Raw genomic sequence first — 15031 nt, 5'->3', positions numbered from 1 at the left:
CCTTAGTGTCCTCCCTTATCAAACATGTCGCGGATACCGTCTCCCAGGAAGTTAAAGCCTAAAATCATAAATGCAATACCAGCAGCTGGGAATACTGTCAGCCACCAGATATCCGGCATTAATGCAGCACCGTCAGAAATCATCTGTCCAAATGCCGGTGTAGGAGGCTGCTCACCCAAGCCAACGAAGCTTAGGGATGCTCCCATCAAAATAACCCAGCCTACATCCAGCGCCATTTTTGTAAAAATAGGAGACAGACAATTAGGAAGAATTTCTCTAAAGAGAATGTGCGCCTTGGAAGCTCCTATTAATTCTGCATTTTTAACAAAGTATTCTTCCGAAATAGATGATGCCTGGCTGTATACAAGTCGTGTATACCACGGCCACCACATAATTGTTACTGCGAGCATGGAGTTCATCATGTTCGGTTCCAGAATCGAAGCTACACACAGTGCCAGAATCAGAGACGGTACAGAAAGGAATACGTCCGAGATTCTCATGATAACTGCATCTATCTTAGTTCCATGATAATATCCGGCCAAAAGTCCAAGTACCGTTCCTACCGGAACAGAAATAGCCAGAACAACGATACTCATAATCAGTGCACCGCGGAAACTGAAGATAACTCGCGAAAAAACGTCACGTCCCATCTGATCAGTTCCAAATAAGTAGTCCTTACAAGGCGGAAGGCTGGCATTTGCGTAATCAACAAAACTACCGATGCTTTCCGGATGCGGAACAATTACTTCTGCAAAAATTGCGAAGAAAAACGAAAGCAATACAAGCACAAGTCCAAATACTGACAGTTTATTGCGACTGAATTTGTATTTATAAATTCGAAGATTCTCTCTTGTGGATGGAGATAGAAGCGGTTTACGAGCCGCTTTTGTTTCACCTTGCGTACTCATTACTTACTTCCTCCCTTCCGCATTCTAGGATCCAGAGCAGCCACAATCAGGTCTACCACCAGATTCACTACAAAAAATGTAATACCGATAATCAAAACAACCGCACATATAGCATTTAAATCCTTAAACAACATTGCATTAATTCCATATCTGGAAATACCAGGCCAGTTGAAAATACGCTCTACCAGGAATGCATTTCCCATCAAAGACGCAAAGTCCATACCCATGGTCGTAATTGCCGAGGTTGCTGACGGTTTCAGAAGATACTTCCTGATCAACAGGTTCGGAGGAAGTCCATGTCCCGTAGAAACTGCCATATATTCTTTGGCTGAGTTATCAACCAGAGAAGAGCGAAGGATTCTGGCATCCTGAACCATCGGCGGTACGGCAAGTGCAAGTGCCGGAAGAAGCAAATGTAAAAATGCATCCCAGGCCACTGTGAAATCACCTGCCAGCAACGCATCCAGCACAAAAAATCCAGTTACCGTTTTCGGAGCTACCAGTGTTGTGCTTAACCGTCCCAAAACCGGAATTGCCTGTAATTTATATCCAAACAGAAGCAAAAGCAGAATTCCGATTACGAATGCCGGAAGTGCTACTCCGATATAAGACAGAACTCGAATCAAACCATCTACCCATGTATTCTTGTATTTACCAGCCAGAAGTCCAAGAATAAATGTTCCGATTACCATAAATACACCAGCCATGATAATCAATTCCAATGTTGCTGGAAGAAACTGTGCCACGTCCATGGCTACCGGTCTCTTAGTTACAAAAGAGTTTCCAAAATTTCCTGTTACTGCACTAGTGAGCCATTTTACATATTGAACCGGGAACGGATCATAGAGGTTCATCTCCATGCGAAGCGCTTCTTTAGCTGCCTCAGTGGCTCTGGCTCCCAGAGCGATGGTAGCTACATCACCGGGAACAACTCTGGCAATGGTAAATATCAATAATGATGTTCCAAACAATACCAGGATTCCCATCAATAGCCGTTTTATTATGTATTTAATCACTACGCTTCACCTCTTATTGTCTGCAAAAAGGATGCTGCAAAATCATATATTCAGATTATAAACATGTTTTATTTTGCAGCAGAGCCTTTCACAAATCTTACTTTTGATCCAGATTATACTCAAATTCAGAGTAAACCTGACTATAACCATTTACACACTGTGGAACGCCACCCTGCTCTACAAACGGCCAGGTAACATAAGAGCTCTGGTAAGCACATCTCTCTGAAAGGTCACAGAGCCAAGCACTCGGACAGACTTCATCAACAATATAGTTCTGGATATCTGCGTATTTTGCAAGACGCTCATCCGTATCTGTAGTTCCAAGTGCATCTTCAATCATATCGTTAACGGTTGAATCAGCTAACCACTCACCATTCTCCCAGGTTCCTTTTGTCTCATCTCCATAACGGCTCTGTAAATAGATACCTGCATCATCGAACGGCGGAGCAGAGTTGATAATTGTAATCTGCGGAGAAGTTTCTACTGAACCCATCTGATCAATCAGAGAAACCCACGGAGCTTTTGCAATTGTAATTGTCACTCCAATTTCTTTTGCTGCTGACTGCATCATCAGTGCAATCTTTTCAAGGTCAGATACATCCGAGTTAACAACAATTTCGATCGGATAGTTTGCATAATCATTTGCATATTTAGATGCTGCGATGTATTTCTTAGCCTGCTCAATATCAAATTTAAAAGCCTTTGTATCTACATGACCCATAACACCTGCTGGAACCGGACCGGTTGCCTTAACGGAATCTGGGAAAATAGAATTAAGGATCGTATCGTAATCAATTACGCAGTTCATCGCACGACGGAAATTAATATCATCCATCGGAGCTGCCTGTGTGTTCATGTATACATTATATTCCAGACCATTGCTGTATTTAGCAATCGAAATACCATCTATCTTGCTTAATGCAGACAATGTCTCAACACTCTGCCAGGTATCTGTGATATCCATCTCTTTATTGTTGATCATCGTTCGAACTGTGGTTGCTTCGGTGATAGCCATCTGTTTGAAAGCTTTCGGAGCTTTCTCATTCTCCCATCCCATAAACCAATCCGGATTCTGCTCAGCATAGAAATAATCCTGCTGTACCAGTTCAACTGCTTTATACGCACCCGAACCTGCATCATGTGTCAGGAGATAGGTTCTTCCGTAGTCACCATTCTCACCGTAATTTCCGGCTGACTGTGTATTTGTCTTTACTTCATCTTCATTCAGGATATACAAACGAACCAGAGCGTTAATAAATGGTCCATATGCCTGTTTCAGATGAAACTCAACTGTATAATCATCGACGGCTACTGTCGTTCCCGGCTCAACATAGCTTGTAAAAATATAAGCATATCCCTCACCAATCGTTAACAGACGATCCATCGAATACACAACGTCTGAAGCTGTTAACTCATCCCCATTATGGAATTTGATTCCTTTCTTCAAATTAAAGGTATAAGTAAGACCATCCTCACTGATTGTCCAATCTTCTGCCACTCTCGGGATAACGCCTTCATCCGCTTCATTTGACGGGAATATCAGTGTATCATAAATATTGATCGCTGCAATTAAGCTAGAACCAGTATTTACAATGGCCGGATCCAGATCCGGTGTACCGGACACACCAATCTTGATGCAGCTTTCCGCTTCCGCTACCCCCTGTCCGATTGCTGCCGCCTGGCTTCCTTCTGCACTACCTTGATTCCCACCGCCACATCCAGTTAAAAGCATAGCAAACATCGACGCTGCCAATACAACACTCAAAACACGTCTTTTTTTCATTTGGTCCTCCTTTACTGCTGAAACCTTTCGGTTTATCCCGCCAAAGAGACGTACATCTCATGGCATTTTCTTCTTTTTTGTGTTTATTTTCAGATTCGCTCATTGATATGTGATTATTATAGCAATTCACCCCTTCCTCTTTCAATTGTGTTCAACCACAAATTCATCTCATTTTTTTTGTTTCCAACAAACAGCCCGCCTTTACTGGGAGGACAGTTTCCGTCAAGGGCGGACAGTTTTAGCACTTGTACACGTGAAGCGGAGCGTTTTGTTTCATAGGAACATCCTATGAAACAAAAAAACAGCCCCTGCCACACGACAGGGACTGCCTTTTATATTTAGACTCTAGAAGTTAAGCTCTATATCTAATAATATGTAACGATTTGCATCCGATTATTTATCTTCTGCGATACGTTTTTTGTTGATGTCTTTCCACATCTCAACGTCTACGCCCTTCCAGCAAAGCTTATCCGGGTTGTAGTACGGGTCTTTCTTTGCTTTCATCTGCTCTTCGTAGTCTTTGTACAGTGCAAATACCTTCGGAGACAGAAGCAGTACAACTAACATGTTGATCCATGTAGATCCACCAAGTGCAAGGTCGGAAAGATTCCAAGCCAGACCGGAATCGATATTGCCCCAGATGAAGATAAGGATAGGCATAACAATCTGCATAATTCTGATAACTACTTTACGGGTAGCTGCTTTATCATCGCCCTGGAACAGGTAAAGAACCGAAGTCTCGCCCTCGTAATAGTAGCTGATTAAGCATGTAAAGGAGAACAGAGCCAGCATGATAGCAATGAACAGAGGAGCAATACTTCCCATAACGGTGCTGCAGGCATTCTGAACGAAGATAACGCCATATGTTCCATCTGCTGCTAACTGAGCCATCTGATCGTGCATTGCACCGGTACCACCGATGTAACCAAACTGTGTATTGTAGCATCCGCTTAAGAGCATCATCAGACCAGAAGCGGTACATACGATAACGGTATCCAGCCAAACACCAGCTGCGTTTGCCATACCCTGTTTAATCGGGTGGCTGGTCTCTGCTGCTGCTGCGGTCGGCATGGACTCACCCATACCAGATGCAGATGAGAATGTGCCTCGTTTAACACCCTGCTGGATAGCGATACCAACGCCGCCGCCCAGAAGAGCTTCTTTGGAACCAAATGCACAGGATACAACCTGAGCGATAACGCTCGGAATCTGACCTGCGTTTGCGATTAAGATAACAACGGTTGCAATCAGGTAAATGCCTACCATCGGCGGAACCAGCATAGATGCTACAGAACTGATTCGTTTAACACCACCCATAACTACAACTGCCATAGCCAGTGCGATAACCAGAGCCGTAATCCACATCGGAATACCTAAAGCGTTCTTAAATCCATCGCAGATTGTATAGGTAGCTGCTGCCGGCATGAATAATACAACGCCCAGTCCGAAGAATGCTGCATAGAAGGTACCATAAGCTTTCCAGCCAAGACCTCTCTCAGCACAGTAAGCACCGCCGCTTCGATACTGACCATCGATACGGTTCTTATAAAGTACGGATAATGTACACTCAGTAAAACAAACAGCAGAGTTTGTCATACCAGCGATGATCATCCAGAAGAGTGCGCCAGGTCCGCCCATGTAAAGAGCTACGGCTACACCGGCTACGTTACCGGTACCAACACGCATCGCCATGGTTGTACAGAAGGATGCGAATGAAGAAATACCGGATTCAGACTCCGACTTATCAATGATTCGGCTCCACATATCTTTAAAATGAACAAACTGGAAAAAGCCGAGACGGATTGTAAAGTATAAACCACTGCCAACAATCAGAACTAACATTCCAACGCCCCAAATGGGTCCGTTCAACATATTGACGATGTTGTTAATTGCTTCCATATAAAGTTCCCCCTTTATTTGATGTAGTGCCGCGCGCTGGCTAAGCAAGTTTTTCAATTCGCTCAAAAAACTTCTTGCTTTTGAAAAAATTATATCACTAAAGTGAAATTTGTTCAACAAAATTATTTGAATTTATTATGCAGAATTTTCATGATATAGCGTAGGATCATGAATTCATCTGTTTTTTTCATGAAATAAATTGCACTTTTTCGGGCGTCAATTAGTATAAATGCACAAGATATCATGATATTTTGTCTACAACTGCACCATTTTCCGTTAGACTCCCGTTCGGAATTTTGTCCATTTTCTTTCGGAGTTTCATGAATTTTGTTTACCATTTGTTTATTTTTTAACCTTTTGTGTGTTTCATTTAAATGAAATTTTTATGTTGTATTTGAGATCGTGGGCATATTTCTATCTTTTTCTCCCATTTCTTTCACGAATATGATATACTAGGGACACTTGGCAGAGCCATCGGAATGAATGTCCGCCGCACACGCACCCATGTAATCCGCCCGGATATTCCGTATGAATCAGATTCGTATTCTACATAATTCTTACAAATCTTCTCATCCTCCTTTGGTATCTGTCAGCTCTGTACATTTTATGAATCAGACCGAACGCTTATTACGAAAATGGAGGGAGTATTTTTTGGATCTCAAAGATATGCGGCTTTTTTTAGCCATTGCAGAAGAAAATAACCTGACGCGTGCCGCCCAGAAAAACGGTTACACGCAGTCGGCGGCAAGCCATATGCTGCGAAATATTGAAACAGAACTCGGGTTTTCCCTGTTTTCGCGTTCCCAGAGAGGACTTGCCCTGACGCGGAACGGCGAGGCACTGCTTTCCCCGATCCGGCGGACGCTGGCGGCGGCGGAATATTTTGATCAGACAGCTGCCTCCATCCGGGGTGTCCAGACCGGGCACATCCGGATCGGCGCTTACTTAAGCGCTTCCGTCCAATGGCTGCCGCCCGCCCTCAAAAAGTTTCTTACCGATTACCCGGATATGACCGTTGAAGTGCTGGAGGGGTGTTCACAGGAGATTGAAGGATGGCTGGAAAATAGCTCCATCGATTTCGGCATCGTCGGCCCCCACCCGGACGGAAAGATGGACTGGCTTCCCCTGAAAAAAGAACCCTACCTGGCTGTCTGCGCGAACGATTCCCCTTATGCTGAATATGAGCGCTTTGACTTAAAGGATCTCCCCAAGGTTTCTTATATAGAAGAAAAAGGTGAAAATGACCTGCTGCGCCAGTTCCAGCAGCTCGGCATCACACCGCCAAAGCCGTCGTTTACCTCGCAGAACACCTACTCCATGCTCGCGATGGTCAGCCACAACCTGGGCGTCTGCATCCTGCCGGAGCTGGTCGTCCGTGATATTTCTAAAAATGTTGTCCGGCTGCCGCTCAATCCGCCGATGGAGCGCGTGCTCGGTGTCCGGATTCCGTCAGCAAAAAAAGCGTCCCCAGCTGCCAGCCTGCTGATCGCGCAGCTGCAGCGGACGGTGTTTGAGTTAGAAGGGCCACTTTTATAGTCAGATGCTTTTTAGAAACTTAAGATGAAAGTTTTGGGAAAAGAGGAGTCATTCGAATATGAATTTTCAATCAATGGAATATTTTGCCGCGGTTGCGAAAAACCGCAGCTTCACTAGGGCCGCCGATGCGCTGCATATTACCCAGCAGACATTAAGCGCCCATATCGCCGGAATCGAGCGGGAGCTTGGATGTCCGCTCCTAATCCGTCACATCCCGCTGGAGCTTACCTATGCGGGGGAGGTATTTCTGCGCTATGCAACGGAATTTAATACAAAATATGACTGTATGCTTCACGAATTTGGCGATATTTTAAATAACCAGACAGGAAAACTGCGGATCGGCATCGCATTCACGCGCGGACACGCCATCATGCCGGAGCTGATCGCCGCCTTTCAAAAGGAATATCCCGGCGTGGATGTGGAACTCGTCGAATCTTCCAACGATGTGCTGCAAAAATACCTGCTGGACGGCACAATTGATCTGGCGATCGCCAATTTTTCAGTTCGCATTCCCGGCATCATTCTGCGGGATTTCTATGAGGAAGAGATGGTTCTCATCGTCTCCACTGCCCTGCTGCAGAACATTTACGGCAAACAGACCGAAGCCATTATCCAGGAAGTCAGCCGCCATCACCGCTACTCCCTTCTGGCTCCATGTCCGTTTCTCCTAAACCGTGAACATGATCTAGTCGGACGCATCGGGCGGAATATCCTCGCGACAGACAACTTCGTCCCCTCGGTTCATGCCTGCTCTGACAACATCGCTACCCTGCTTGCCCTCTGCGCGATGGGAAAAGGTGCCTGCATCAGCCCAAAAAACCTCGCATTTTCTATTCTCAGCAAGGAACAGCTGGATACACTCCATGTCTTTACGCTCGGGGAAGAAGCGCGGTACCCGATCAAATTTGCGTGGCTGGAACAGAGCTATGAGTGGAATATGATTTCACGGTTTATTGAATCGTCGCTGAAATGCACTCATTAAAAACAGGGGAGACAGCCTCACACACACCGCTGTCTCCCCTGTTTATTCCCCAAATGGTCCCTGTGCGCCTCGGCGCACGCCTCTTATTCATCTACCAATGTAATCTGTACCCTTTTCCCCATCGCCGCTGCGATCTTTACCATAAAATCCAGCGACGGATTGTAGCTGCCGCTCTCGAAGCGGGTGATATTCGGCTGGGAAATCCCCGCCTTTCTGCCAAGCTCCGTCTGTGTCATGCCGTTTAACTTACGGTTCTGCTTAAATCCCTCGATCGTCGCCTCCCGCGCCTCCTGCTGCCAGCGCTCCATCCACTGTCTGTATTCCGCATCCGTCTGAAACGTCTCCGGAATCCTGTTTGCGTTTTTCATTGTGCTACCTTCTCCTTTTCGAATCTGCTCTGCCGCGGCGCCACCCTCCCAAAGCTCGCCGCTGCCGTCCTCTATAGAATACCATCTTTCCACCCTATAAATCAAGGTATTTCCCTGTAACGGTCCACCGGCAATTACTTTAGATCGCCTTTTCCCCTAAAACATACGATTCGCGCGCTCTGCCACTTGAAAGCAATGCCTCTCTTCTGGTATAATAGATGGACTTATGCAAACATCTGCCTGACCGCTTCCAATCGGCGGACTCCCAGATATTTGCGGCAAATCTTATATAATGTTTGAGGAGTTACAATTTCATGGAAAAAAGAGAATCTTTCAACAGTAAGTGGGGCTTCATCCTCGCCTGTATCGGCTCAGCGGTCGGTATGGGAAATCTCTGGATGTTTCCCACCCGCGTCTCCCTGTACGGCGGCGGCTCGTTCCTGATCCCGTACTTTATCTTCGTCGCCCTGATCGGCTCCACGGGTGTCATCGGGGAAATGTGCCTGGGACGCGGCACCCGCTCCGGTCCAATCGACGCGTTCGGCGCTGCCTGCGAGACACGCGGCAGGCGCAAACTAGGTGACGCGCTCGGTTTCATCCCGGCAGCCGGTTCCCTCGCGATGGCGATCGGCTATACCGTCGTCATGGGCTGGATCCTAAAATATGCCATCGGAGCCTTTACCGGTGCCACGCTTGCCCCGGCCGACACAGACGGTTTTGCCTCTGCTTTCGGCTCGATGGCGTCCGCATTTGGAAACAATGGCTGGCAGCTTGCCGCCCTCTTCTTCTGCATTCTGATTCTGATGTTCGGCGTCGGAAGCGGAATCGAGAACGCCAACAAGCTGATGATGCCGGTATTCTTCATCCTGTTTGTCTTTTTAGGCATCTACGTAGCATTCCAGCCGGGTGCGATGCAGGGTTACCGCTACATTTTCCGCATCGATCCTGAGATCCTCGCAGACCCAAAAACATGGATTTTCGCACTGGGGCAGGCATTTTTCTCCCTGTCCGTCGCCGGAAATGGAACCTTAATCTACGGTTCCTACCTCTCCGATGAGGAAAACATCCCGGCATCTGCCGCGCGGGTTGCCCTGTTTGATACGATCGCCGCGATTCTCGCCGCCCTCGTCATCATCCCGGCAATGGCAACCACCGGTGCAAAACTTGATCAGGGTGGTCCGGGACTTCTCTTCATCTACCTCCCGAACCTCATCCGCTCAATGCCGGGCGGTACGTTGATCGCGATCATTTTCTTCGTAGCCGTTCTCTTCGCCGGGATGACCTCCCTGCTCAACCTCTACGAAGCACCGATCGCCACCGTCCAGGAAAAACTCCACCTTGGCCGCGTCCCTGCCTGCGCGGTTATCGGTATCATCGGAGCTGCCGTCTCCCTGTTAATCCAGGGCATCGTCTCCGACTGGATGGACGTTCTCTCCATCTACATCTGCCCCCTCGGTGCCGGACTCGCCGGAATCATGTTCTTCTGGGTATTCGGAAAAGACTATGCAGAAACGCAGGTCAACAAAGGCCGCGAAAAGAAATTTTCAAAATGGTTTGTACCGGTGTGCCGCTATATTTATATTCCGGTATGTGTGCTGGTATTAATATTAGGCATCGCATTGGGCGGTATTGGATGATATTGGACGATATAAAAAAATGATTGACAAATCTCATTTCCGCGCTATAATAAGAACTATCATTTAAAACCCACAAAACAAGTAGGAAATATATTTTTATAACCGTTTATGAATTTTAAGGAAAGGAGGAAACCCTCATGAGAACATCTTATTCAGTTATGTCTGCTATGTGTTGTTGTATGGAGTGTATGTGCTGCTGTTGCTGTGACACTCTTACTTTTGTTGTGCAGACAGATAACTGGATGATATCTTCATGAGGTTTTTCTCATCTTGCTTTCACTGGAAAGTGATAGATACAATCCAATTTAGGAGGTCTGGACAACCAGACCTCCTTTTTTGTACCCATTTATATTTCAATATGCAAAATTGAATATTTATATTGCATCCAGATATATCATTCGTATAAAAAACGCGACACATACAGAAGTCATTTTTCAGGAATTATCCCTTAAAAATGTGCTTCCCCAGATAAACAAAGTTAAAGGAGACCAGAAATGATTCGATTTGAACATTTAAGTAAAACATTCCAGACGAAAGACGGTGCATTTGAAGCACTGAAGGATGTGTCCTTCGAAATCGAAAAGGGCGATATCTACGGCGTCATCGGTTATAGCGGTGCCGGAAAATCCACCCTGATCCGAATGGTAAACGCCCTAGAAAGACCGACTTCCGGAAAGATTTTCGTCGAAGATAAGGACATTGGAAGCCTGAGTGCAAAAGAGCTTCGCAGCCTCCGAAAGGGAATCGGAATGATTTTCCAGCAGTTCAACCTCCTGGAATCCAAGACAATTTACGACAACGTCGCGATTGCCCTGAAACTAAACGGCACCCCCAAAAAAGACATCGAAGCGCGTGTGAATGAGCTGCTGGAGTTCGTCGAACTTTCCGATAAGAAGTCCTACTATCCGGGACAGCTCTCCGGCGGACAGAAACAGCGCGTCGGTATCGCAAGGGCACTTGCAAATAATCCGTCGATTCTTCTCTGCGATGAGGCGACCAGCGCCCTCGACCCGAAAACGACCGATTCCATTCTCGATTTGCTAAAGAAGATTAATGAAACTCTTCATATTACAATTGTGATTATCACACATGAGATGAATGTCATCCAGAAAATCTGTAATAAAGTCGCCGTCATGGATTTCGGTAAAGTCGTAGAAACGGGCTCTGTCATCCAGGTTTTCTCAGACCCGCAGTCCGATATCGCCAAACGGTTTGTCGGCAATCTCATCCACGACGTTATTCCGGAACCGCTCGTCGAGAGCATCCGCAGGGAAACGCGGAACAGCCGCCTGCTCCGCATCAAGCTGGAAAATACAGACAGCACCGAGCCGCTTCTCTGGGATATCAACCGGCGGTTTGAGGTGGAAACCAACATTCTCTACTCCACCATCAACGTCATTCAGGGCATCGTCGTCGGCATCATGCTCGTCCTCTTCATCGGAAGCGACGAGGAAATCAAAAAAGCCGAGCGCTACATTCTCGAATCAAACGAAGAATATAAGGAGGTTGTATTACCATGATTCAGCAGTATTTAGGCATTTCGCCGGACAAACTCATCAAGGCCGGTTGGGAAACCCTGTATATGGTCGGTTTTTCCCTGATTATCGGTTCCATCGTCGGATTTTTCATCGCTATTGTCTTATGGCTGACCCGCAAAGGCGGGCTCAAGGAAAATCCATTGCTTTACACGATTTTAAACGGTTTCATCAACATCATCCGAAGCACACCGTTTATCATCCTTCTGGTATGTGTAATGCCCTTTACGAAAATCATCGTCGGCACCCGGATCGGTACCAGGGCGGCTATCGTGCCGTTAGTTATCTATACCGCCCCATTTTTAGCAAGACTTCTTGAGACATCGCTTCTGGAAGTCGGCGGCGGCATCATCGAGGCAGCCCAGTCGATGGGAGCGACCACGTTCCAGATTATCGTTCATTTTGTACTTCCGGAAGCATTTGCTTCGGTTATCCTGGCTCTGACAACCGGAACCATCGCCCTCATCGGAGCAACTGCGATGGCTGGCTACATCGGAGGCGGCGGCATCGGAAACATCGCCCTGACCTACGGCTATCAGACCTTTAACTTCCCGCTAATGTTTGCGACCGTTTTCATCCTGATCGCATTTGTCTGGATCATCCAGAGTCTGGGAAACCGGCTGTCACAGAAGAGACGGACACATCAGTAACTTATAACTTATTTCTATTGAAGAAACTGCTAATTTAAATACACTTAAAAGAAAAAGGAGAACTCAATTATGAAAAATGTAAAAGCTTATGTAAGAACCACCCTGACCGCCGGTCTGATCCTCGCAGCTGCTGTTCTGGGAGGCTGCTCAAAGAGTGATGCTGGAAGCTCCGCTGCTGATACTGCAGCTGCTTCTTCCAGCGCTGAATCTGCTGCTTCCGCCGATGCTTCCAATTCTAATAAGAAGGAGCTCAAATACGGAAAAGCTGCCGGTCCGTACACTGTCTTATTTGAGGATGCCATCAAACCAATTCTGGAAAAAGAGGGCTATACACTCACCGAGGTTGATTTCTCTGACCTTCTCCAGAATGACCTTGCTTTAAATGACGGCGAGATCGATTTCAATGTAGAGCAGCATACCGCTTATGCCGAAAATTTCAACGAAGCCCAGAAGGGTAACCTGGTCCCGATTTCCCCGATTCCTACCGTTCCGGCTGCCATCTTTTCTGCCACCGAAACCTCTCTGGACGCCATTCATGACGGTGCCATAGTAGCCGTTCCGGACGATGCCGCCAACACAGCCCGCGCTTATGTACTCTTACAGAAAGCCGGATGGATCACCTTAAACCCGGATGTGGATCTCTCCACTGTCACCCAGGCAGACATCACGGAAAACCCTTACAACATCGAATTTACCGAAATGAACTCCACCAATATTCCAGCTGTTTTAGATGACTTTGATTATGCGGTTATCACCGGAAGTATTGTATACAATGCAGGAATCGATCCATCCACTGCCCTTCTTCAGGAAGACATTCTGCCGCATCTGATTCTGCAGGTCGTTGTAAAAGAGGAAAATAAAGATGCTCAGTGGGCAAAAGATATCGTTGCTGCTTACCACTCCGATGAATTCAAAGAATATTTAGACAAGAATAACAATGGTTTATGGTTTGTTCCGGAGAAACTGTTTAACTAATAGAAAACAGCATCAAAAGGCACCAGCAGGAAACAGGAGGATTTCACATGGCTCTCATTTTAGATAAAACCGAACAGAAAATTGTCGATATCATCGACGCACACCGCAACGAGATCATCGCATTTGCCAAAGATATCTACACCCATGCAGAGCTGGGTTATAAAGAATACAGAACTGCAGAAAAATTTGCTTCTTTCATGAAAAATCTGGGTCTTGAGACAAAGGAAGGATTGGCTGTCACCGGTGTCAAAGCCTACTTAAATGAAGAAGAGAAAAAGAATGTAAGTCTGGCTCTCATCGGGGAACTGGATGCGCTCCGCATCCCGGAACATAAATATGCCAATCCGGAGACTCAGGGAGCTCACTGCTGCGGACATCATGCCCAGCTGGCCGGTGTCATCGGTGCAGCCCTGGCTCTGACTCATGCAGATGTAAAAAAAGAGCTGGACGGACAGGTTGTATTCTTCGCCGTACCGGCAGAGGAATATGGTGAGATTGAATTCAAGAACTCCCTGACCGCCCAGGGAAAAATCAAATATGGCGGCGGAAAATGTGAACTCATCCGCATCGGTGCTTTTGATGATATCGACCTGGATATCGTCCACCACACCGGTGACAAGGATATCAGTGTGGGTTCCCACTCCAACAATGGTTTCGTCTCCAAGGTCATTCGTTATAAGGGACTGGCTGCCCACGCAGCCGGCGCCCCGCATCTGGGAGTCAATGCATTAAATGCAGCCTCCCTCGGACTTTCCGCCCTGGCTTACCAGCGTGAAACCTTCCGGGATGATGACCATGTCCGGATTCATCCCATTATCACAAAAGGCGGTAATCTCGTCAATGTAGTACCAGATGAGGTGGTAATCGAAACTCTGGTACGTGCCGCCAACAAGGATGCCATCGCAGATGCTGCTGCCAAAACGGACCGTGCCTTCAAAGCCGGTGCCATCGCCGTCGGTGCTGCCTGCGAAATCACCACTATGCCCGGATATCTTCCGGCTCTGAGTGAAAAAGCCGATGAATCAGTCCTGGCAGCCGCTGAGATTGCCGCACAAACCAGTGAAAAAGATTACCAGATCGTCCAGGAAGATACCCACGCCTACAGCGGCGGTTCCACCGATGTGGGGGATGTACAGCATCTGCAGCCGGTCCTTACCTTCAACACCGGCGGTAAAGTAAGCGGCCTCCACTCCGTTGATTTCGATATCGTGGATGAGGAACTTGCCTATGTGGTCACTGCAAAAATCTTCGCACTCTCCGCTTACCGCCTGCTTCGGGACGGGGCTGTGAAAGCAAAAGAAATTGTAGAGAATTATCAGCCCATCTTTACCAAAGAGGAGTATATCAAATATATGGATTCCTTTATTGGGACGGAGACGTATCAGTAAGATAACAGAAAAGAAGGACGGGAGGTACTTTTTACAGCACCTTCCGTCCATTTACAGTCAACTTAAAGGTCGTTCCCAGTATCTCCGCCGACTTCCGGCAAAGCATCATTCTTCCCAGGAAAATCTCGAAATAATCATACATGGAACATATCTTTTCATCTACCTGAAGATTCAGGGCAATAACTGAACGATCCTTTTCAATCTTAAGTTTGGACTCTGTTACCGCATAATTCACACGGTCGTGGATATCAAAAGCAGCTCTCTCTTTTTCACGAACACGGCTTCTTCGTACATCCGTCTTATCAGCGATAATCAGAGCTGCGGATATTACATCCTCCGGACTTCCGGTGGACT

Annotated in this window: 13 protein-coding genes; 7 read left to right on the top strand and 6 right to left on the bottom strand. The window is 46.8% G+C overall.

Annotated features, from left to right (window positions below; all coding sequences use genetic code 11):
- Nucleotides 1-2: 2 nt before the first annotated feature.
- From PG862_RS13930 to PG862_RS13915, 4 genes are all read right to left on the bottom strand, one after another.
- Nucleotides 3-908, bottom strand: a complete 906-nt coding sequence (locus PG862_RS13930) for an ABC transporter permease (RefSeq protein WP_270707811.1) — start codon at nucleotides 906-908, stop codon at nucleotides 3-5.
- Nucleotides 908-1924, bottom strand: coding sequence for an ABC transporter permease (locus PG862_RS13925; protein ID WP_233430204.1), 1017 nt, complete (start codon nucleotides 1922-1924; stop codon nucleotides 908-910). Before PG862_RS13925 ends, PG862_RS13930 begins: the two co-directional genes overlap by 1 nt.
- Before the next feature lie 97 nt (nucleotides 1925-2021).
- Entirely contained in the window at nucleotides 2022-3707 is a 1686-nt protein-coding gene (locus PG862_RS13920) for an ABC transporter substrate-binding protein (RefSeq protein WP_270707809.1), read from the bottom strand.
- 393 nt (nucleotides 3708-4100) lie between these two features.
- Entirely contained in the window at nucleotides 4101-5606 is a 1506-nt protein-coding gene (locus PG862_RS13915) for an alanine/glycine:cation symporter family protein (protein WP_118629077.1), read from the bottom strand.
- 651 nt (nucleotides 5607-6257) lie between these two features.
- On the opposite strand from PG862_RS13915, the gene PG862_RS13910 reads away from it, so the two are divergent.
- Both PG862_RS13910 and PG862_RS13905 read left to right on the top strand, forming a co-directional pair.
- A complete protein-coding gene (locus PG862_RS13910; RefSeq protein ID WP_181357188.1) occupies nucleotides 6258-7142 on the top strand; it encodes a LysR family transcriptional regulator in 885 nt (294 codons plus the stop codon).
- 58 nt (nucleotides 7143-7200) lie between these two features.
- On the top strand, nucleotides 7201-8124 hold the full coding sequence (locus tag PG862_RS13905; RefSeq protein ID WP_118468310.1) for a LysR family transcriptional regulator: 924 nt from the start codon (nucleotides 7201-7203) through the stop codon (nucleotides 8122-8124).
- A gap of 83 nt (nucleotides 8125-8207) precedes the next feature.
- Here the strand turns inward: PG862_RS13905 and PG862_RS13900 are convergent, their stop codons facing one another.
- On the bottom strand, nucleotides 8208-8492 hold the full coding sequence (locus PG862_RS13900) for a helix-turn-helix domain-containing protein (protein WP_022360005.1): 285 nt from the start codon (nucleotides 8490-8492) through the stop codon (nucleotides 8208-8210).
- Nucleotides 8493-8806: 314 nt separating this feature from the next.
- Here PG862_RS13900 and PG862_RS13895 point away from each other — a divergent pair, with 314 nt between their 5' ends.
- The 5 genes from PG862_RS13895 (at nucleotide 8807) to PG862_RS13875 (ending at nucleotide 14677) form a co-directional block, all read left to right on the top strand.
- Nucleotides 8807-10129: a sodium-dependent transporter gene (locus tag PG862_RS13895; RefSeq protein ID WP_022360004.1), complete on the top strand. Its 1323-nt coding sequence runs from the start codon at nucleotides 8807-8809 to the stop codon at nucleotides 10127-10129.
- 494 nt (nucleotides 10130-10623) lie between these two features.
- Nucleotides 10624-11649, top strand: coding sequence for a methionine ABC transporter ATP-binding protein (locus tag PG862_RS13890; RefSeq protein WP_107000613.1), 1026 nt, complete (start codon nucleotides 10624-10626; stop codon nucleotides 11647-11649).
- The gene (locus PG862_RS13885; protein ID WP_022360002.1) at nucleotides 11646-12314 is read left to right on the top strand and encodes a methionine ABC transporter permease; all 669 of its coding nucleotides are present in this window, start codon (nucleotides 11646-11648) and stop codon (nucleotides 12312-12314) included. Before PG862_RS13890 ends, PG862_RS13885 begins: the two co-directional genes overlap by 4 nt.
- A gap of 69 nt (nucleotides 12315-12383) precedes the next feature.
- The gene (locus PG862_RS13880; RefSeq protein ID WP_270707805.1) at nucleotides 12384-13289 is read left to right on the top strand and encodes a MetQ/NlpA family ABC transporter substrate-binding protein; all 906 of its coding nucleotides are present in this window, start codon (nucleotides 12384-12386) and stop codon (nucleotides 13287-13289) included.
- Between the two features lie 47 nt (nucleotides 13290-13336).
- Nucleotides 13337-14677: an amidohydrolase gene (locus tag PG862_RS13875; protein WP_270707803.1), complete on the top strand. Its 1341-nt coding sequence runs from the start codon at nucleotides 13337-13339 to the stop codon at nucleotides 14675-14677.
- Between the two features lie 31 nt (nucleotides 14678-14708).
- On the opposite strand, the gene PG862_RS14400 is transcribed toward PG862_RS13875, so the two are convergent.
- A complete protein-coding gene (locus PG862_RS14400) occupies nucleotides 14709-14912 on the bottom strand; it encodes a hypothetical protein (RefSeq protein ID WP_333563223.1) in 204 nt (67 codons plus the stop codon).
- Nucleotides 14913-15031: the final 119 nt, after the last annotated feature.

This window comes from Clostridium fessum, from assembly GCF_027698965.1.
Classification (GTDB): domain Bacteria; phylum Bacillota; class Clostridia; order Lachnospirales; family Lachnospiraceae; genus Otoolea; species Otoolea fessa.
Note: the sequence above shows the minus strand (reverse complement) of the source record. Positions and strands in the feature narration are given on the sequence as shown.

Bases quoted from the DNA above. Each gene is read 5' to 3' on its own strand.
- PG862_RS13930 (WP_270707811.1), bottom strand. From the start codon at position 908: ATGAGTACGCAAGGTGAAACAAAAGCGGCTCGTAAACCGCTTCTATCT.
- PG862_RS13920 (WP_270707809.1), bottom strand. From the start codon at position 3,707: ATGAAAAAAAGACGTGTTTTGAGTGTTGTATTGGCAGCGTCGATGTTT.
- PG862_RS13915 (WP_118629077.1), bottom strand. From the start codon at position 5,606: ATGGAAGCAATTAACAACATCGTCAATATGTTGAACGGACCCATTTGG.
- PG862_RS13905 (WP_118468310.1), top strand. From the start codon at position 7,201: ATGAATTTTCAATCAATGGAATATTTTGCCGCGGTTGCGAAAAACCGC.
- PG862_RS13900 (WP_022360005.1), bottom strand. From the start codon at position 8,492: ATGAAAAACGCAAACAGGATTCCGGAGACGTTTCAGACGGATGCGGAA.
- PG862_RS13895 (WP_022360004.1), top strand. From the start codon at position 8,807: ATGGAAAAAAGAGAATCTTTCAACAGTAAGTGGGGCTTCATCCTCGCC.
- PG862_RS13890 (WP_107000613.1), top strand. From the start codon at position 10,624: ATGATTCGATTTGAACATTTAAGTAAAACATTCCAGACGAAAGACGGT.
- PG862_RS13885 (WP_022360002.1), top strand. From the start codon at position 11,646: ATGATTCAGCAGTATTTAGGCATTTCGCCGGACAAACTCATCAAGGCC.
- PG862_RS13880 (WP_270707805.1), top strand. From the start codon at position 12,384: ATGAAAAATGTAAAAGCTTATGTAAGAACCACCCTGACCGCCGGTCTG.
- PG862_RS13875 (WP_270707803.1), top strand. From the start codon at position 13,337: ATGGCTCTCATTTTAGATAAAACCGAACAGAAAATTGTCGATATCATC.